Here is a 20,783-nt window from a genome sequence, read left to right as displayed (position 1 = left end):
GGGGGAACCATTATGCAATTAGAAGAAGTAAAACGCATATTAAATGCAAAATTGTGGATTGGAGAAGAACAACTTTCCAGTGAAGTTTATACAGCTTGTGGTTGTGATCTGATGAGTGATGTTTTAGCTTTTGCAAAAGAAAAGGTTTTATTATTAACCGGACTTGTTAACTTACAAGTGATTCGTACAGCTGAAATGCTAGATATTAAAGCGATTGTTTTTGTAAGAGGTAAATCACCTAGTGAAGATATGATTGCATTAGCCGAGGAAAAGGGGATGACTATTTTTTCAACAGAAGAACCACTTTATATGGCTTGTGGTAAATTATATGAAGCTGGTTTAACGGGTAAAGGAGACGCATAGTATGAAATTACATTACCAGGTAGATGGGGAAGATTTTTTAAGAGCAGGAGAGGCTTCAGCGTCACTCAAACGAACCTTAAAACAACTGGGAATGGATGCAGCTATTATTAGAAAAATTGCAATTGCTATGTATGAAGCAGAAATGAATATGGTGATTCATGCTGATGGAGGTGATATAGAGGCAGAGGTTTGTGCTGATTATGTTGCTGTTAGTTTGAAAGATGTAGGCCCAGGTATACCGGATATTGATAAGGCCATGCAAGTAGGCTATTCAACTGCGTCGCATCAAATAAGAGAATTAGGATTTGGTGCAGGGATGGGGCTTCCGAATATGAAGAAATACAGTGATGACTTGCATATCGAATCTAAAGTAGGAGTAGGAACAACTGTAACCATTAAAGTCTTTTTAAAGTAATAATGAATGAATGAGAAAGGAGGAAAAGCGCTTATGTATACCCATTCAGTAACAATAGAAAAAGAGAAATGCATTGGTTGTACAGATTGCATTAAGCGCTGTCCAACGGAGGCTATTAGAGTGAGGGGCTCAAAAGCTGAAATCATAGAAGAACGTTGTATTGACTGTGGTAATTGTATAAGAATTTGTAGAAATGGTGCTAAAAAAGCAGTCATGGATGAATGGGAGCTGCTTGATAAGTATACTTATCGAGTAGCTCTCCCCGCACCTTCTTTATATGCTCAGTTTCCAGCAGCAAAAGATATTAATGAGATATTAGAAGCACTTTATCGCATAGGTTTCACAGATTGTTTTGAAGTAGCTTTTGCAGCAGAAATGATTACACAAAGAACATATGATTATCTAGAAAAGGCAACACACTTACCAGTCATTTCATCATCTTGTCCGGCTATTGTAAGATTGATTCAAAGACGCTTTCCATCGTTATTACCCCATTTGTTACCGCTTATGTCACCTATGGAGTTAGCAGCGCGTTATGTGAAGAAACAATATGCAGAAAGAGGTATTGAGGAGGAGCAAGTAGGTGTGTTTTTTATTTCACCTTGTCCAGCTAAAGCAACTGAAATTCATCGTCCAAAAGGATTTTGTAGGTCTTATGTAGATGGTGTTTTATCTATGCAAGCACTATATAAAAAAATTAAGCCTAATTTAAAACATTTTGAAGGCAAAAAGCTACATCGCAAAAGTAGTTATATTGGCCTCATGTGGGCCATGAGAACAGGAAGCCTAGATCAACATCGTATAAAAAGTCATGTTTCTGTAGATGGTATGGAAAATGTGATTGAGATTTTAGAAAAGGTAGAAGATGGCACTTTAACGAATGTAAGCTATATTGAAGCTCTTGGATGTACAGGTGGATGTTTAGGTGGTGTTTTAACCGTTGAAAATGCATTTGTAAGTTGTAATACACTTAAAAAATGGATCGATGAGGAAAGTACGGAGCAAATTGTAAAACACTCAGATGTTTGGAAAGCATTGAAAGAAGAAGCTTGTTATTTTGAAAAAAGTATTACACCAAGGCCGGTTTTTACACTAGATAGTGATATGGAGAAAGCAATTGCAAAGATGGAAGGGATAGAAGAACTCTATAGCCGTTTGCCACAAATAGATTGTGGAGCTTGTGGGGCACCTACTTGTAGATGTTTTGCAGAAGATGTTATTAAACAAAAAGCAAAGATTGAAGAATGTGTCTTTATGCTAAGAGAAAAGATTAAAGATTTATCTAATCAAATGCATGCATTAACACAAATAAATGTTCCAACAGAAAAAGGAAAAAGAAAAAGGAGGAGATCAAATGACAGTAGGAGAACTCAAAGCAGCTTTAAATTTAAAATTAGTAGCAGGAGAAAGTGGCTTATCACGTGAAGTAAAAGATGGCTATACAGGGGATTTATTAAGTTTTGTTATTGCACATGCGAAAGAAGATGATGTATGGATTACTGTACAAGGACATATGAATACGCTAGCAGTAGCTGTTATGGTAGGTATATCAGCTATTATTTTGGCAGAGGGTGTAGAGATTGATGAAGCTGTAAAGTTAAGAGCAAACCAAGAAAAAATACCTGTATTTACCTCAGAAAGTAATAGCTTTACATTAGCCAATCAAATTGCAAAGCTATTGTAAAGGAGGTCAGTATGTCACTAATATATGATTTTCATATTCATACTGCCGTTTCTCCGTGTGCTGATATAACCATGACACCCAATAATATCGTGAATATGAGTATACTTAAAGGTTTACAAGCTATTGCGATTACAGATCACCAAACAACTGCGAACTGTGAGGCTGTTATGACGGTTGGAAGAGAAAAAGGGTTATTGGTTATACCGGGCATTGAAATCGAATGCATGGAAGAGTTCCATTTAATCGCTTTATTTGCTAATTTAAAAGAAGCAGAGGATATAGGGCAGTGGATTAATGAAGGACTTCCTAAAATTAATAACCGAAAAGATTTATTTGGTCCACAGCTTATATTAAATGAAGAAGATGATATTGTAGGAGAATTAGAACAGTTACTTTTAACGGCTACTCAAATAACCGTATCAGATATAGTAAAAGAAGTGAGACGAAAAAATGGTGTTATTTATCCAGCGCATATTGACCGAAATAGCTATAGCATTTTATCTAACTTAGGAGCTGTACCAGAAGAATTAAATTTTAATATACTGGAGATTTCACGAAAAGCATCCTTTAAAGAATATGAAAATATGTATAATAAATGCACAATTATTCAATCATCTGATGCACATTATTTATTAGATATTGCTGAAAACGGAAGAGCTTTACCAAATTCAAACCATGAATTGATTCATCTGGTCCATCAATTAAATAATAATAACTAAATAAAATGATAATTACATACAAAAACTGACATAAAATTCATTGAAAGTATACAACATTACTGAAAGTTCAGAATTTGTTGATTGACTTTAATTATACTTTGTGGTATTTTCATAAAGTAATTACCTATTTTGTATCATTTTTGTTATTTTTTTAACAAAAATGATAGAACCTATGGAATAAGGAGGATATATTATGGCATGTGAAAGTTGCAATAATAAGCTAACCCAGAGTTTATATGCTGAGTTAGAACAGTTCATTAATGAGCTACCTGAAAAAAAGGGGGCACTTATTGCAGTATTACATAAGGCACAAGGTTTATTTGGCTATTTACCTAAAGAAGTTCAAATGTTTGTAGGTGAAAAGCTTAATATTCCTGTTTCACAAGTCTATGGCGTAGTAAGTTTTTATTCCTTTTTCACCATGACACCAAAAGGAAAATACCCTATATCTGTTTGTCTCGGAACTGCTTGTTACGTACGTGGTGCAGATAAAGTATTGGATGCTTTCAAAAAAGAATTGGGTATTGAAGTAGGACAAACAACAGCTGATGGCAGATTCTCATTAGATGCACTCAGATGTGTAGGCGCATGTGGTCTTGCACCCGTTGTGCTTATTGGGGAAAAAGTATATGGCCGTATTGGCTCAGCAGAAGAAGTGAAGAAAATCCTAAGTGAATATGATGAAGCGTAAGGAGGAAAGCTATGCCAAAAATAATGTCTTTAGACGAATTACAAGCTTTAAGAGATAGTGTTAAAAATAAAATAGATTTAAGAGAAAAGGGCGATCACGTAGATCAGATGATTGTTATCCGTGTTGCAATGGCAACCTGCGGAATAGCAGCAGGTGCAAGAGATATTATGAATTATTTTTCAGAAGAAGTACGCGCACGTGGTCTTAATAATATTGTTCTTACACAAAGTGGTTGTATGGGCTATTGTTATGCAGAGCCTACAGTAGAAATCACTATTCCAGGAAAGGAACCTGTTGTTTATGGTGATGTTAACAAAGCACGTGCAGCAGAAATATTAGAAAAACATATTATTGGTGGGGAAATGATAGAGGGCATCATACCTGTTGCTCATAAATCACTAGACGAATAAAGGAAGGAGGCCCTAGAATGTCTAAGTATACAATGCATATTTTAGTGTGTGGTGGAACAGGATGTCTGTCCTCACAATCAAATGAAATCGTGGATCAACTTATTGCTCATATTGAAGAAGCAGGAATGAGTGAAGAAGTACAGGTGTTAAAAACAGGATGTTTTGGATTTTGTGAAAAAGGTCCAATAGTGAAAATACTTCCAGACAACACCTTTTATGTACAAGTAAAACCAGAAGATGCAGAGGAAATTGTTAAAGAGCACATTGTTAAAGGAAGAAAAGTACCACGTTTACTTTATGAAGATCCTACAACAGAAGAACACGTTTCTGACTCTAAACATATGGATTTCTATAAGAAACAAATGCGTGTTGCACTGCGTAACTGTGGATTTATAGATCCTGATAATATTGAAGAATACATAGCAAGAGATGGTTATGCCGCTTTAGCTAAAGTTTTAACCATGACACAAGAAGAAGTTATTAATGAAGTAAAAGCTTCAGGACTTCGTGGCCGTGGGGGCGGTGGTTTCCCAACGGGACTCAAATGGGAGTTTGCTTATAAGAATAAAGCAGATCAAAAATATGTTGTTTGTAATGCCGATGAAGGAGACCCAGGCGCATTTATGGACCGTTCTATTTTAGAAGGAGATCCCAATTCTATTGTAGAAGCTATGGCTATTTGTGGTTATGCAATCGGTGCAACTAAAGGCCTTGTGTATATTCGTGCAGAATACCCATTAGCTATTAAACGCTTAGAGTCAGCTATTCATTCAGCAAGGGAATATGGTTTATTAGGCGATAACATTATGGGTAGTGACTTCTGTTTTGATATTGACATTCGTTTTGGTGCAGGTGCTTTCGTGTGTGGTGAAGAAACAGCACTTATTCACTCTATGGAAGGTATGCGTGGAGAACCTACTACTAAACCTCCATTTCCAGCAGCAAGTGGTTACTGGGGTAAGCCTACTAATGTTAATAACGTTGAAACCTTTGCTAATATTCCAGTTATCATTTTAAAAGGAGCAGAATGGTTTAGTAAGATTGGTACAGAAAAATCTAAAGGTACAAAAGTATTTGCTTTAGCTGGTAAAATCAATAATGTTGGTTTAATTGAAGTACCTATGGGTATTACTTTAAGAGAAGTCATTTATGATATTGGTGGTGGTATTAAAAACGGCAAGCAATTTAAAGCTGTTCAAACAGGTGGTCCTTCTGGCGGTTGCTTAACAGTAAAAGACCTTGATACCCCAATCGATTTTGATAACTTAATTGCAAAAGGCTCTATGATGGGTTCTGGTGGTATGATTGTTCTGGACGAGGATGACTGTATGCCTGCTGTGGCTAAATTCTATCTTGAATTTACAGCAGAAGAGTCTTGTGGTAAATGTACACCATGCCGTATAGGAACTAAACGCCTTTTAGAAATATTAGAGAAAATTACAGCTGGTAAAGGAAGCGAAGAAGATTTAAAAGTATTGAAGGAATTAAGCGAAGTGATTAAAGATACTGCACTTTGCGGATTAGGTCAAACTGCACCAAACCCTGTTCTTTCTACACTTACAACCTTTGAAGATGAGTATTTAGCGCATATTTATGACCATAAATGTCCAGCAGGACAATGCACTGCATTACTACAATATCATATTACAGAGCAATGTAAAGGATGTACAGCTTGCGCTAGAGTTTGTCCAGTAGGGGCCATTTCAGGAACAGTAAAAGCATTACATACGATTGATCAGGAAAAATGTATTAAATGTGGCGCTTGTATGGATAAATGTAAATTTGCAGCAATCGTAAGAGAATAGGGAAAGGAGAGAGAAAACATGTCAGAAATGAAAATTACAATAGATGACACACAGGTGATGGTTTCTCCAGGTACAACTATTTTAGAGGCAGCTAAAAAAATTGGTGTACAAATTCCAACACTTTGTCATTTAGATTTGCATGATACAAAAATGGTAAATCAAGCAGCTTCTTGTAGAATTTGTGTAGTGGAAGTAGAAGGTCGTAGAAACTTAGCACCTGCGTGTGCAACGCCAGTAACGGATGGAATGGTAGTTAATACACGTTCTATTAAAGTACTTAATGCGAGAAGAATGGTACTTGAACTTTTATTATCAGACCATCCTAAAGATTGCTTGATATGTGAAAAGTCAGGAAACTGTGAACTTCAAGATTTAGCGATTACTTTTGGTATCCGTGAATTAACTGTCGGGAAAGATGGCGCACAATCTACCTACAGAAAAGACGTTAGTGAAGCCATTGTTAGAGATATGGACAAATGTATTATGTGTAGACGCTGTGAAACCATGTGTAATAAAGTACAATCTGTAGGGGCTCTATCAGGTATTAATAGAGGGTTTGATGCTGTTGTTGCAACAGCTTTTGAAGTAGATTTAGCAGATTCTGTATGTACGCATTGTGGGCAATGCGTAGCTGTTTGTCCAACAGGTGCGCTTTCTGAAAAAGAACATATCTGGAATGTTGTAAGACAATTAGCAGATCCAGGAAAAGTAGTTGTTGTACAGACAGCTCCAGCTGTAAGAGCAGCTTTAGGTGAAGAATTTGGTATGGCACCTGGTACATTAGTAACAGGTAAAATGGTAGCCGCACTTAGAAAATTAGGTTTTAATTATGTGTTTGATACAGATTTTGCTGCTGACGCAACCATTATGGAGGAAGGTGCAGAACTTGTAGATCGTCTTACAAGATTTCAAAATGGAGACCCAACTGTAAAATTACCAATTTTAACAAGTTGCTGTCCTGCATGGGTAAACTTTTTTGAAAGCCAATTCCCAGATCTTTTAGATATTCCTTCAAGTGCAAAATCTCCTCAACAAATGTTTGGTGCGATTGCAAAATCCTATTTTGCACAAAAGATGAATATTGATCCTAAAAACATGGTAGTGGTATCCGTTATGCCATGTTTGGCTAAAAAGTATGAAGCTTCAAGGCCAGAATTTAATAGAGAAGTAGATATTTCTATTTCTACTAGAGAACTTGCGCATTTAATTAAAAAAGCCAATATTGACTTTAACAATCTTCCTGAGGAAGATTTTGATCATCCACTAGGAGAATCTACAGGAGCAAGTGTTATTTTTGGAACAACAGGTGGGGTAATCGAAGCAGCTGTACGTACAGCTTATGAAGTTATTACTGGAGAAACCCTAGGTAAAGTTGATTTTGAAGAATTAAGAGGTTTTGAAGGCATTAGAAGTGCTAGTGTGAAAGTAGGCGACTTGGATTTAAATATTGGTATTGCCCATGGTCTTGGTAATGCAAGATTACTTTTAGAAGAAATTAGAGGTGGCAATCCAAACAATTATCATGCCATTGAAATTATGGCATGTCCTGGCGGTTGTATTGGTGGTGGAGGGCAACCTTATCATCATGGAAATAGTGAGATTTTAAAACAACGTCAAGCAGCCATTTATGAAGAAGATAGAAATAAAGCGATTCGTAAATCACATGAAAATCCTTATATCAAAGAAATGTATGCCAATTATTTTGGAAAACCAATGAGTCATAAGGCACATGAACTACTTCATACCCATTATGAACCTAAAGAAAAAATATAAGTAATCAAAAACAGATTAACAGGAGATCGGGCTGTTAATCTGTTTTTTTATGGCGAAAATTATCATATGGATAGCATAAGCGAATATAATGGCTAGTTGATGAATGACTAAAGGAAGAAATGAAGGGCTAAAGAGAGCTAATAATCAATTGACAAAAAAATAACAATAAGATATATTTTAATTAAAGATAGGCAATAAATGATATAAGATCATGATGTAAGAAAGGCTTTGAGATACTACTAGGAGATGATAACATGTGGATTATAGATTTTTTTAAATCAAATTGTAAAAACTGTTATGCGTGTGTAAGAGCTTGTCCTGTTAATGCCATTCAAGTACAGGCAGAACAAGCTAAGATTGTTAAAGAACGTTGTATTGGATGTGGCAAATGCTTGAAGGTATGTCCGAAAAATGCAAAGCATGTCCAATCTGAACTAGAGAAGGTAAAGACTTATTTAAAACAAGAAGGAAAAGTAGTAGCTTCAGTGGCCCCTAGTTTTGCAGCTCTTTTTGACAAAGGTAGTGAAAAGTTACCAGCAGCATTAAAAAAGCTAGGATTTGATGTGGTAGAGGAAACAGTGGTAGGAGCAGAATTAGTAACGGAGGTATATGAAGCCTATAGTAAGATGCCAGGGGATCAGTGCTATATGACAAGTTGTTGTCCTACGGTTAATGCACTTATTCAAAAGCATTATCCTGAAATAATACCTTTTTTAATACCGGTAGTTTCTCCAGCGGCTTGTCATGGAAAAATGATTAAACGTCATTATGGAAAAGAAACAAAAGTTGTTTTTATAGGTCCTTGCTTATCTAAAAAAATAGAAGGCATTGAAGAAGAATCCATTGATGCGGTGTTAACCTTTGAAGAATTATTAGAGTGGATTAAAGAAGAAAAAATAGATTGGGAAAATCTCCAGACGATGCCTTTTGATGCCACAGAGGAGAGACAACGTCGCTATCCTATAGTAGGAGGAATGACACACACGATTAAAGATCAGTCCTTACCTCGAAAGATTATTCAAATAGATGGAGTTGATGAGTGTATAGATATGATGCCACATATTATGAAGGGTGCATTTAAAAATACGCTTATTGAGATTCATGGTTGTAGACAAAGTTGCATCTCTGGAGCAGGTATGCCTCAGGATGGTGTTAATATATATGAAAGAAGAGAACGTATTAAGAAATATGCAGAAGAACAAAGTATAGAGGTAGCGCCAGAAGAAGAAAAGACAACAACAGATTCGATTAATTTACATAAGGAATTTCATAATTTAAAACATCAATTAAAGATTCCTAGTGAAGAAGAAATTGAGAGTATTTTAAATAGTATTGGCAAAGAAACGAAACTAGATGAGCTTAATTGTGGCTCTTGTGGTTATAAAACCTGCCGTGACAAAGCCATTGCGGTATTTAATGACATGGCTGAACCTAATATGTGTCTGCCTTTCATGAGGCAAAAAGCAGAAACCTTAACGAATATTATTTTTGAAGCCACACCTAATTTGATTATTATGGTGAATGAAGCATTAGAGGTCATAGAAATTAATCCAGCTGCTAGAAATTTTTTTGACTTGTCAAAGGATATAAGTAATAGATTGCCAGTCAGTGCACTAATGGATGAAGAGAGCTTTAAAGAAGTAAGACGTATGAAAAAAAGTATATTGAATCAAAAAATCTTTTTACATGGCATAGATGCTACAGTGGTACAAAGTATTATCTGGAGTGATTACCATGCGATTATGGTGTGGATTGCTAATGATGTAACCTATGATGAAAAGAAAAACAAGCAGCTACAGAATATGAAAATTGAAGCCATTGATATGGCACAACAAGTTATTAATAAACAAATGACAGTTGCACAAGAAATTGCAAGCTTATTAGGTGAAACAACAGCAGAAACGAAAGTAACATTAACTAAGCTCAAACAACTGATTCAAGAGGAAGAGGCTATGAAACGATGAAATTTTTTATGGATTTTGCAGCAGGTAGCTTAAATAAATGTGGAGAAGAGCTTTGTGGCGATAAAGTAGAGTTTATCAGTGAAGCAGATGGCTTCATTGCTGTTTTATCAGATGGGTTAGGAAGCGGTGTGAAAGCTAACATTTTAGCAACACTAACGTCTAAAATTGCCATCACCATGTTAAAAGAGGGTTTACCAATTGAAGACGTAGTTGATACTATTATTCATACACTTCCGATCTGTTCAGTAAGAAAACTAGCTTATTCCACGTTTACGATTATTAAAGTTAATCAAGAAGGTATGGTATATATTGTTGAATTTGATAATCCCAGTATCTTTTTTATGCGAGAAGGTAAAATACAATCGCTTGAGAAAGAGACAAGGGAAATTAATGGACGTATCATCCATGAAAGTCATTTTAAATTACAGCAAAAGGATACACTTGTCTTTGTTAGTGATGGTGTAATTCATGCCGGTGTAGGGATGGTACTTAATTTAGGTTGGAGTTGGAAAGAAGTTGCCCAATATTTACAAAGTTTAGGCGTAGAGGATTTACCTGCTAAAAAAATTACAAGCTTACTACTAGGAGTATGTGAAGATCTTTATATTGAGAAGCCAGGAGATGATACGACTGTAGCAACTATCAAGGTGACGGAACCTAAATTAGCAACTTTATTTTCTGGACCACCCTGTGATAAAAATCAAGATAGTATCGTAGTAGAAGAACTCATGCAAACAAAAGGTAAAAAGATTGTATGTGGTGGAACAGCAGCAAATATTGTTTCAAGAGAGTTAGGAAGAGAAGTAACGACTAGCTTTAATATTATTGATCCACGTATTCCACCTATTGGACATATTAAAGGCATTGATCTTGTGACAGAAGGTGTTCTCACCATTCAAGGCGCTGTAGAAAAACTAGAGCAAGTGAAGGTGAGTAAGGATTTAGACTTTTTATATCAAGAAGATGGAGCCTCTTTACTTGCTAGAATGCTCTTTGAAGAATGTACCCATTTAAAAATTCTGATAGGAAGAGCCATTAATCCAGCTCATCAAAATCCAGATTTCCCTAATGCGTTAAGCATTAAGCTTAATATTTTACATAGATTAGAAGAAGTATTAACAAGCTTAGGAAAAATAGTATCTGTTGTTTATTATTAATAAAAGATAATAATAAGGTTAATTAGTCAATAACGCATCTCATTAAAAGATAGCTCTTTTTAAGAACTATCTTTTTTATTTATCTAGAAAAAGGGAAAATGTGAAAGCTAAGGTTATTATCACTTCAAAAATTTGAATGACAGTTGTCTAAGAATAGATGAAATGATTCTATAGAACAAGTAAATGACTATTTAATAATTGAAAAATAACAATTATCTGATATAATGGAAAAAGATGGTAAAAGGAGGGTGAAGGATGAGGAAATGGGTGAGTTTATTAGCTATATTAACCATAAGTGGCATACCATTGCAAGCAGAAGGAATACAGCAACCAGCCAATGAAATAACGGCTGAAGTATCTCATAATAAGGAAGTAATAACTTATTTATCAAGGCAACTATTTAATACGATTTTAGAAGAACAGCATTTATCTTATTTAATGACACAAACAGAAAATCAAGAGATATCTTTAAAAGAAGCAGCATATGCCTTGTGTCAAATGCTCAATGAAGCAGGCATTTATTTGCCGGAATCAGAAGGAATAAGTGATCCCTACATTGGCAAGCTAGTACTGTTAGGGATTTGGCAGGAATCAGAGCTTAATGGGGAAGGTTTAATGACAAGTGAAGCATGGGAAAGAACTTACGAGAGGGTATTGTACTACCAGGAAAGTCAACAAGCTTTTACTAGGGTAGATACTAAAAAAGAGAAAACAATGATGGCGTATCGTCAAAAGATGGCAACTATTCCTTTTTATGAAGAAATAGAAATAGGCAAATTAACACTAAGCAATCAAGTATTAGCTTATGGGGCTTATACTTATCCACTATATATTTTTGCAAATACAAGTTATATTGATTTAAATACCTTGGAGGCTTTAGGATTCACTTTTGAAAAACAGCCACAGGGTGATGTACTAAGCTTTACCCAGGGAAAAGAACGGGCTAATGAGCCTGTGAAAGAAAAAAGCATAGCTGTAAGTCTATCAAAAGAAAAAATTTATTATAGTACCGTAAAAACTTATGCTTTGAAAAGCGAGCATGGTTTATTTATTCCTTTACGCATTTTAGAAATGGAATTTAATTTAAAATATGATACGGCTATAATAGGTTTAGAAGTAGCTACGAAGAAAGCAAGCTATTTAAGTTATCAAGAGGGTCTTTTACATAATAGCAGTGGACAGCCTATAGAAGTGGTTACCACCAGTTATTATTGGGATGGAGAAAAAATCATACAAGAAATGAAAAGGCAACATCTAGAAGTTGGACAAAGTATAGAAAATCCTAGTGCTTGTTATGTATTAAGAGGTGCCTATTATTTAAATACTTTGGTAAACTTAGTGGAAACTCAAGGTGAAAGCTATCAAGATCAAAAGTTATATGGACAGCAGATGGAGAGTATTTTAAAGGCCTATGAAAAAGCAAGGTTAGCTGAAATAAAAAAACGGGAAGAAAAAAAACAAGAGGACAATAAACAATCAGAGAAAATCACCAACCAGGAGGTATTTCCGCCAGCACCTGTATATGCGACTTTGAAAGTGGAAGCCAAAGGATTAAAAAAAGGGTGAACAAGTTGAAATTTACAAAGAAGATAATGGGGGCTATACAGTAATAACTCAGGAAGGAAAAAAAGTGACGATTCCTAGAAGCAAACTGATTATTCCATATGATCAAAAGGTAACAGCAGCGCCAGCTTCTAAAGTACAAATTGAAACATACATTAATACGCAAAATATAGCTAGTGATACTGAATACTTAGTATGGACAGATTTATATAGGCAAACAACTTATGTTTTAAAAGGAAGTAAAAATGAATGGCTGCTTGTAAAACGCATGATTTGTTCCACAGGAAAAAATCTAACACCTACCCCAAGAGGCTTTTTTACTTTGAAAAATAAGGTACCTTCTTTTGGGCAGGAAAAAGGCTATAGTTGTAAAAATGCTTATGGGTTTATTGGTTCTACCTATTTATATCATTCCATTTTATATGATAAAACAGGAAGTTATATTATATCTGGCAAAAAGGAATTAGGACAAAAAGCTTCACATGGATGTATTCGCTTATTGCCAGAAGATAGTTTGTGGCTTTATACCAACATGCCAAAAGGGACAAAGGTATGGATTAATTAAAAGTCCATTGTTAAAGAAAATTGAAACTTAGTTTGAAAAACGCATAATCTACATAGGACTATATCATAATAGTAAGAGTTATTAATGTTTGGAATAGTAAAGTATTATATGATATAATAAAGCCACATCTAAAGGAGGAAGAATATGTCAGACACAAAAGTAACACTAAAAAAAGAGTATAAAAATACATGGGATACTTATTCTAAGGAAGATTTAGAAAAGCTTTTTGCATATGCAGAACGCTATAGAAAATTTATTTCTGATAATAAAACAGAAAGAGAATGTATTAGAGATCTAGTTAAAAAAGCAGAGGCAGCGGGTTATCAAGATATACAAGAATTGATAAAAGCAGATAAAAGATTAGTAAGTGGCGACAAAGTTTATGCTAATTATAAAGACAAGACCCTTATTTTGTTTTGTGTAGGTGAAAAACCATTAACAGAAGGACTTAATCTTTTAGGAGCACATTTAGACTCACCACGTTTAGATTTAAAACCTAATCCACTTTATGAAGATACTGATTTTGCTATGTTAAAAACACACTATTACGGTGGTGTTAAGAAATATCAATGGGTTGCTATGCCTTTAGCTATCCACGGTGTGGTTGCTAAAAAAGATGGTAGTATCGTCAATCTTAATATCGGAGAAGATGAAACAGATCCTGTAGTAGGTATTTCAGACCTGCTTATTCACTTGGCTGGAGAGCAAATGCAAAAGAAACTTAGTGAAGCTATTAAAGGAGAAGATTTAAATATTTGTTTAGGAAGCATTCCTTTAGAAGGAGAAGAAAAAGATAAAGTTAAAGCTAATATCTTAAAGCTACTTTATGAAAAATATGGTATAGTTGAGGAAGACCTTGTGTCAGCTGAGATTGAGATTGTTCCAGCAGGAGCAGCAAGAGATTATGGACTTGACCGCAGTATGATTATAGGGTATGGTCAAGATGACCGTGTTTGTGGTTATGCTTCTTTTGAAGCACAACTAGAAGTAGAAAAACCTGTGAAAACAACAGCTACTGTTCTTGTAGATAAAGAAGAAATTGGTAGTGTAGGTGCCTCAGGTATGCAATCTCACTTCTTTGAAAATATGGTAGCAGAACTACTTAATTTAACCGGTGAATACTCTAGTTTACTTTTAAAGAGAACATTAGCGAGTTCAAAAATGCTTTCTTCTGACGTGACAGCAGGTTATGATCCTAACTATGCAAGTGTATTAGAAAAAAATAATGCTGCCTACTTTGGTAAAGGTGTTGTTTTCATGAAATATACAGGTTCAAGAGGAAAATCAGGTTCTAACGAAGCTAATGCAGAGTTTGTAGCAGAGCTACGCCGTATAATGGAAGAAAACCAAGTAAGTTGGCAAACAGCAGAACTTGGTCGTATTGACCTTGGTGGTGGTGGTACAATCGCCTATATCCTTGCTCATTATGGTATGGATGTGATTGATTGTGGTGTACCAGTTCACAGTATGCATGCACCATGGGAAATTACAAGTAAAGCCGATTTATATGAAATGAGAAAAGCTTATGTAGCTTTCCTTAAAAATGCATAAAGGAGATAGAAGATGGAAAATAAAAATCCAATCGTAACGATTACTATGGATGATGATAGTCAAATCATCTTAGAACTTTACCCAGAGGTAGCACCAGAGTCTGTTAAAAACTTTATTTCTCTTGTAGAAAAAGGTTTTTACAATGGCCTAACATTCCACCGTATTATCCCAGGATTTATGATTCAAGGTGGATGTCCTGAAGGAACAGGTACAGGTGGACCTGGTTACCGTATTAAAGGTGAATTCGCACAAAATGGTGTGAAAAATGATTTAAAACATGCACGTGGTGTACTTTCTATGGCGCGTAGTATGATGCCAGATTCAGCTGGGTCACAATTCTTTATTATGCATGCAGATGCACCTCATTTAGATGGACAATATGCTGCATTTGGTAAAGTGACTGAAGGAATGGATACAGTAGATTATATCGCTAATGTTGGTACAGACTTTAGTGATAGACCTGTTGTACCAGTAAGAATGAAAACAGTAACAGTGGATACAAAAGGTGAAACTTACGAGGCACCTAACAGGCTTTAAAAAGAATAGAAGCCAAATAAATGGACACAATGAAAAAGAGTTGTTGGTAAATATTTGATGGCTATGCTATAATAAAACAAGTAATTATTCCTAAGGAGGAACTATAAAATGGAAGATAACAAAAACTGTGGATGTGGCTGTGGCTGCGGACATGAAGAGGAAAATACAAGCGGATGTGGCTGTGGTCACGATCATGATGAAGAAGAAACACTCATCTATGTTACTTTTGAAGACGAAGATCAAGAAGTAGCTTGCAGTGTACTTAGTATTTTTGAATGTGACGGTAGAGAATATATTGCCCTTGCACCAAAAGAAGAAGTAGAAAATGCGGATGAAGCAGAAGTTCTTTTCTATCGTTTTTCAGAAGATGGAGACGATGTTCAACTTGATGATATTGAAACAGATGAAGAATGGGATAAAGTAGCATCAGTATTTGATGAAGAATTCTTCGGACCATTTGATGACGAAGAAGAATAAGAAACAGGGCGCTGGCCCTGTTTTTTATTGCTATTTCCTAATGGATAGTGAGAGGGAGAAATAATGAAGTTCACATCATGTTTTCGTTAGGGACATAATGACCTGCAACATCTCTAAGATCGTTTAAGTCTTGAATAATAGCATAAAAAAGGAAGAAAACATACATACTTATAAAAAATAAAATAAGGAAGTGAACCAATGAAAAAGGTGATTTTATTTTTGATAGGTATAGTGGTTGCAGGTGGATTTTTTTATGGGCTTCAAGGAAGCAGTAAGGACCAAAGAGAGGCAAGGATAACGCTTCACCCGATAGCAACAGTGACATTAGGCAATGGACAACAATTTAAAGTAGAACTTTATCCTGAAGAAGCGCCTAATACAGTTAATAACTTTATTGCACTTGTAAAAGGAAATTATTATAGTGACTTAACGTTCAATAAAATTTTACCAGATTATTTACTGCAAACAGGTGATAAAATAGGGGATGGGACAGGATTTCCGGGTTATTTTATTCGAAGTGAATGTAGTGACAATGGTTATAAGAATGATGTGCCTTTAGAAGAAGGCGTTGTTTGTATGTCCCGCGGACAAAAGTATAATACGGAAGGGTCGCAATTTTTTATTTTATTAAGTCCTAGAAAGGATTTAGAAGGGACTTATGCAGCCTTTGGGAAAGTCATTGAAGGATTAGACTGCTTAAAAGAAATGAGTAAAATGGCACCAAATGAGTCGATGCAACGAGAAGAAGGACTCCAAGTAAGTCGTATAGAAGTGAATACCTTTGGAAAATATTATGGAGAGCCACAAGTACTTTCATTAGCTGAAGTACGTGAGCTAAAATAAATGATTTCAGAGTACACTCAAAGAGTAGGGTATTATTTAAATCTTGACAATAGGTCAGCTTTTATTTACAGTTATAAGATGAGATTATGTATATAGGTGATTAAAATGAGAGAAAAAACATATGATAACCAAAGCATATCTGCACTTAAAGGTGCAGATCGTGTTAGATTACGTCCGGGTGTTATTTTTGGTTCAGATGGTATAGAGGGGTGTCAACATTCTGTATTTGAGATTCTAGCAAACTCTATCGATGAATTTAAAGAAGGCTATGGACATACTATTAAGGTGACCTTGCACGCTGATCATTCTATCACAATTGAGGATTTTGGTAGAGGTATTCCTGTTGATTATAATGAAGCAGAAGCACGTTATAACTGGGAACTTGTTTTTTGCGAGCTTTATGCAGGGGGAAAATATAATAATAATGAAGGCGACAACTATGAATTTAGTTTAGGTCTTAACGGACTTGGTAGTTGTGCAACACAGTATAGTTCGGAATTCATGGATGTAGAAGTGAAACGCGACGGTTATATTTATAATCTTCACTTTGAAAAAGGTGAAAATATTGGGGGACTTAGAAAAACAAAAGCAGAGTATAAGCAAACGGGTAGTAAAATTCATTGGAAACCTGATCACGATGTTTTTACAGATGTGAATGTTTCTTCTGAGTATTTTTATGATGTCTTAAAAAGACAAGCAGTTGTTAATAAAAATCTGGAATTCATTTTTACAGATGAAATAAGTAATGAAAAACATGTCTACCTTTATGAAGATGGTATCTTAGGCTATGCAAAAGAAGTTGCTGAAGAGAAGAATTTTACAGACGTGGTTTTTACAGAGCAAGAAACAAAGGGAAAAGACCGTGAAGATAGACCTGAATATAAATTAAAGTTCCAAGTTGCTTTTTGTTTTTGTAACGAGAAAAATATGCTTGAGTACTATCATAACTCAAGTTATTTAGAGTACGGTGGTTCACCAGATAAGGCGATTAAGAATGCTTTTGTTTATGCCATTGATCAATATCTTAAAAACGAAAATCTTTATAATAAAGATGAAAAGAAAATTACTTTTGTAGATATACAAGATAGCCTTATATTGATCTCTAATTCATTCTCAACGGTAACTAGCTATGAAAATCAAACGAAAAAAGCAATTACTAATAAATTTATACAAGAAGCCATTCAGGAATACTTAAAGGAATTCCTTTATATTTATTTCATTGAGAATAAAGATGCCGCTATGCTTATTGCCAAGCAAGTACTTGTGAATAAACGTAGCCGTGAAAAAGCTGAACGTACACGTATTAATGTGCGTAAACAGTTAAGTGGTAGTATCGATATAGGTAATCGTATTAAAAAGTTCGTGGATTGTCGTACAAAAGATGTAACAAGACGAGAACTTTATATTGTAGAAGGGGATTCGGCTTTAGGTTCTTGTAAGTTAGGAAGAGATTCAGAGTTCCAAGGTATTATGCCAGTAAGAGGGAAAATTCTTAACTGCTTAAAAGCAGATTATGATAAGATTTTTAAAAGTGATATTATCATAGATTTATTGAAGGTTTTAGGCTGTGGTATTGAAATTACTTCTAAACACAATAAAGACCTTCATACCTTTGAGCTTGATAATTTACGTTGGAATAAAGTCATTATTTGTACAGATGCCGATGTAGACGGTTATCAAATTCGTACCTTGATTTTAACGATGCTCTATGCTTTAGTACCTACTTTAATTAAAGAAGGACGTGTTTTTATTGCAGAAACACCACTTTATGAAATTAATACGAAGGATAAAGTTTATTTTGCTTATTCAGAATATGAAAAAACAGAAATTCTAAGCAAGATTAAAACGAAATATACCATTCAACGTTCCAAAGGACTAGGTGAAAATGATCCTGATATGATGTGGGAAACAACCATGTGTCCTGAAAGTCGTCGTTTAATCCAAGTCATGCCAGACAATATGGAAGACACTCAAACGATGTTTGATGTCCTTTTGGGAGATGATTTAAAAGGACGTAAGCAGTTTATAGCAGATGAAGGTTATCGCTATTTAGACTTAGCGGATATGAGTTAAAAGAAAGGATGACGCGTAGTGGACCAATTTGTTATCAAGCAAAATATCACGGAAACATTAGAAAGTAATTATATGCCTTATGCCATGAGTGTTATCGTGTCTAGGGCATTACCAGAAATCGATGGCTTTAAGCCTTCCCATCGTAAATTACTTTATACGATGTATAAAATGAATTTAATAAAAGGCTTACGTACGAAATCAGCTAATATTGTAGGACAAACGATGAAGCTCAATCCTCACGGTGATGGGGCTATTTATGAAACTATGGTACGTTTAACAAAAGGCTACAGTGCTTTAATAACACCTTTTGTAGACTCTAAAGGTAACTTTGGTAAAGTTTACTCTAGAGATATGGCTTATGCTGCAGCCCGTTATACTGAAGCTAAACTCAGTGAGATTTGTACAGAGGTGTTTAATGACATTGAAGAGGATGCAGTAGACTTCGTAGATAACTATGATGGAACATTGAAAGAGCCTGTTCTACTTCCAACACGTTTTCCTAACATTTTAGTGAATCCTAATCAAGGGATAGCTGTTGGAATGGCTAGTAACTTTTGTTCTTTTAATTTAAAAGAAGTCTGTAATGCAACGATTGCTTACCTTAAAAATGAAGATGCTGATGTACTTGAACATATTATAGCACCTGATTTTCCCACAGGTGGACAGATTATTTTAGATGAAACTGAAATGAGAGAGGTACTAGAAACCGGTAAGGGAAGCTTTAAGGTACGTGCTAAATATCATTATATTAAAAAAGAAAATTGTATTGAGATTATAGAGATTCCTTATACCACAACAGTAGAAGCAATCATTGATAAAATTGAAGAACTCGTTAAAGCTGGGAAAATTAAAGAAATCACTGATGTAAGAGATGAGACGGATTTATCTGGGCTAAAATTAACGATTGATTTAAAGCGTAGTACAGATCCTGAAATGTTGATGCAAAAGCTCTTTAAGTCAACGCCACTAGAAGATAGCTTTAGCTGTAATTTTAACTTATTGATTAATGGGATGCCTAAAGTATTAGGCTTTAAGGAAATTATTAAAGAGTGGTGCGAATTTAGACAACAATGTGTTGTACGTAAGTATCGTTTTGCTATTGAAAAAATGGAGAAGCGTTATCATCTTTTAATAGGTCTTAAGCAAATTCTTTTAGATATTGATAAAGCTATTGAGATTGTTCGCCATACAGAAAAAGAAAAAGATGTTGTACCACGCTTAATGGCGCATTTTGAAATTAGTGAAATGCAGGCTGATTACGTAGCAGAGATCAAATTACGTCATTTAAATAAACAGTATATTCTAGAAACCTTAAAGGAATTAGATGAGTTAGAAAAGAAAATCGCTGAGTTAAAAGATATTATTGAAAACCCAAAAAAAGTTAAAAAAGTGATTAGTGATGAACTTAAGGTCATTCAAAAGAAATTTGGAACTGAACGCCAAACAGAAGTGATTAAGCATACAGAAGTTGTGAAAGTGAAGCATGAAGAGCTTATTGAAGATTATAATGTGAAGCTATTTTTTACAGATCATCAATACTTAAAGAAAATCACACTAGTTTCTTTAAGAAGTAGTGGTGAACAAAAGCTAAAAGAAGATGATACGATTATTCAAGAAATAGAGGCGAGTAATCGTAGTGATCTCTTACTCTTTACCAATAAAAGTAATGTTTATAAATTAAAGCTCCACGAAATAGAAGATACAAAAGCTAGCCAATTTGGCGTGTACTTACCTAATTTATTGGATCTTGAAGAGGGTGAACAAATTTTAGCGATTCACAGTACAACAGATTACACGGGCTATATAGCTTTTGGATTTAGTACAGGTAAAGTAGCTAAAGTACCGGTAGCTGCCTATGAAACCAAGACGAATCGTAAAAAACTCATCAAAGCTTTTTATGGTAAATCACCTTGCGTGGGCATTGCTTTTGTGGAAGAAGAAGACATACTTCTTTTAACAAGAGAAGATGATAAAGTAGGCGTTGTACCTGTAGTACTTTTAGAAGAAAAACAAAAACGTGATGCTAATGGTGTTCAAGCCTTAAGCATTACTAAGAAGATTGGTATGAAGAAACTTGTAAAAGCAAGTGAACTCACAGAAGAAATGATAGCGCGATTAGCAAAAGAATTGCCAGCAACTGCTAAATCACTAGAGAACAAATAGAAAATCTATCATTAATAGATAAAGTTATTC

At 34.9% G+C, this 20,783-nt stretch carries 19 protein-coding genes; all 19 read left to right on the top strand.

Going from position 1 to position 20,783, the window contains the following annotated elements; genetic code table 11:
* Positions 1-12 precede the first annotated feature (12 nt).
* The 19 genes from CLOLE_RS12085 (at position 13) to CLOLE_RS11995 (ending at position 20,753) form a co-directional block, all read left to right on the top strand.
* A complete protein-coding gene (locus tag CLOLE_RS12085; protein ID WP_013657401.1) occupies positions 13-363 on the top strand; it encodes a hypothetical protein in 351 nt (116 codons plus the stop codon).
* A 1-nt stretch (position 364) separates the two neighbouring features.
* Positions 365-778, top strand: a complete 414-nt coding sequence (locus CLOLE_RS12080; protein ID WP_013657400.1) for an ATP-binding protein — start codon at positions 365-367, stop codon at positions 776-778.
* A gap of 6 nt (positions 779-784) precedes the next feature.
* Positions 785-2,203 (top strand): [Fe-Fe] hydrogenase large subunit C-terminal domain-containing protein, encoded by a 1,419-nt coding sequence (locus tag CLOLE_RS12075; RefSeq protein ID WP_202945202.1) that lies wholly within the window; start codon positions 785-787, stop codon positions 2,201-2,203.
* A complete protein-coding gene (locus CLOLE_RS12070) occupies positions 2,133-2,462 on the top strand; it encodes a DRTGG domain-containing protein (RefSeq protein ID WP_041712989.1) in 330 nt (109 codons plus the stop codon). Before CLOLE_RS12075 ends, CLOLE_RS12070 begins: the two co-directional genes overlap by 71 nt.
* A gap of 11 nt (positions 2,463-2,473) precedes the next feature.
* The gene (locus CLOLE_RS12065; protein WP_013657398.1) at positions 2,474-3,181 is read left to right on the top strand and encodes a PHP domain-containing protein; all 708 of its coding nucleotides are present in this window, start codon (positions 2,474-2,476) and stop codon (positions 3,179-3,181) included.
* Between the two features lie 193 nt (positions 3,182-3,374).
* Entirely contained in the window at positions 3,375-3,872 is a 498-nt protein-coding gene (locus CLOLE_RS12060) for an NADH-quinone oxidoreductase subunit NuoE family protein (protein WP_013657397.1), read from the top strand.
* Between the two features lie 11 nt (positions 3,873-3,883).
* Positions 3,884-4,282 (top strand): (2Fe-2S) ferredoxin domain-containing protein, encoded by a 399-nt coding sequence (locus tag CLOLE_RS12055; protein ID WP_013657396.1) that lies wholly within the window; start codon positions 3,884-3,886, stop codon positions 4,280-4,282.
* A gap of 17 nt (positions 4,283-4,299) precedes the next feature.
* Positions 4,300-6,087, top strand: coding sequence for an NADH-quinone oxidoreductase subunit NuoF (locus CLOLE_RS12050; protein WP_013657395.1), 1,788 nt, complete (start codon positions 4,300-4,302; stop codon positions 6,085-6,087).
* 18 nt (positions 6,088-6,105) lie between these two features.
* A complete protein-coding gene (locus CLOLE_RS12045; protein WP_013657394.1) occupies positions 6,106-7,860 on the top strand; it encodes an NADH-dependent [FeFe] hydrogenase, group A6 in 1,755 nt (584 codons plus the stop codon).
* A 254-nt stretch (positions 7,861-8,114) separates the two neighbouring features.
* A complete protein-coding gene (locus tag CLOLE_RS12040; protein WP_013657393.1) occupies positions 8,115-9,824 on the top strand; it encodes a [Fe-Fe] hydrogenase large subunit C-terminal domain-containing protein in 1,710 nt (569 codons plus the stop codon).
* Positions 9,821-10,981 carry a SpoIIE family protein phosphatase gene (locus tag CLOLE_RS12035; protein WP_013657392.1) on the top strand — a complete coding sequence of 387 codons (1,161 nt, stop codon included), beginning with the start codon at positions 9,821-9,823 and terminating at the stop codon, positions 10,979-10,981. The genes CLOLE_RS12040 and CLOLE_RS12035 overlap by 4 nt, the downstream gene beginning before the upstream one ends.
* A 255-nt stretch (positions 10,982-11,236) precedes the next feature.
* Entirely contained in the window at positions 11,237-12,547 is a 1,311-nt protein-coding gene (locus tag CLOLE_RS12030) for a hypothetical protein (protein WP_013657391.1), read from the top strand.
* Between the two features lie 64 nt (positions 12,548-12,611).
* Positions 12,612-13,109: a L,D-transpeptidase gene (locus CLOLE_RS12025; protein ID WP_013657390.1), complete on the top strand. Its 498-nt coding sequence runs from the start codon at positions 12,612-12,614 to the stop codon at positions 13,107-13,109.
* 144 nt (positions 13,110-13,253) lie between these two features.
* Entirely contained in the window at positions 13,254-14,660 is a 1,407-nt protein-coding gene (locus tag CLOLE_RS12020; protein WP_013657389.1) for an aminopeptidase, read from the top strand.
* Between the two features lie 12 nt (positions 14,661-14,672).
* Complete coding sequence (locus tag CLOLE_RS12015; protein ID WP_013657388.1) at positions 14,673-15,197, top strand: peptidylprolyl isomerase; 525 nt, start codon at positions 14,673-14,675, stop codon at positions 15,195-15,197.
* Positions 15,198-15,305: 108 nt separating this feature from the next.
* The gene (locus CLOLE_RS12010; RefSeq protein WP_013657387.1) at positions 15,306-15,674 is read left to right on the top strand and encodes a DUF1292 domain-containing protein; all 369 of its coding nucleotides are present in this window, start codon (positions 15,306-15,308) and stop codon (positions 15,672-15,674) included.
* 198 nt (positions 15,675-15,872) lie between these two features.
* Positions 15,873-16,517: a peptidylprolyl isomerase gene (locus tag CLOLE_RS12005; protein WP_013657386.1), complete on the top strand. Its 645-nt coding sequence runs from the start codon at positions 15,873-15,875 to the stop codon at positions 16,515-16,517.
* A gap of 105 nt (positions 16,518-16,622) precedes the next feature.
* Entirely contained in the window at positions 16,623-18,590 is a 1,968-nt protein-coding gene (locus CLOLE_RS12000; RefSeq protein WP_013657385.1) for a DNA gyrase/topoisomerase IV subunit B, read from the top strand.
* Between the two features lie 18 nt (positions 18,591-18,608).
* On the top strand, positions 18,609-20,753 hold the full coding sequence (locus tag CLOLE_RS11995; RefSeq protein ID WP_013657384.1) for a DNA gyrase/topoisomerase IV subunit A: 2,145 nt from the start codon (positions 18,609-18,611) through the stop codon (positions 20,751-20,753).
* The last annotated feature ends 30 nt before the right edge of the window (positions 20,754-20,783 follow it).

This window comes from Cellulosilyticum lentocellum DSM 5427, assembly GCF_000178835.2.
Lineage (GTDB): Bacteria > Bacillota > Clostridia > Lachnospirales > Cellulosilyticaceae > Cellulosilyticum > Cellulosilyticum lentocellum.
Note: the sequence above shows the minus strand (reverse complement) of the source record. Positions and strands in the feature narration are given on the sequence as shown.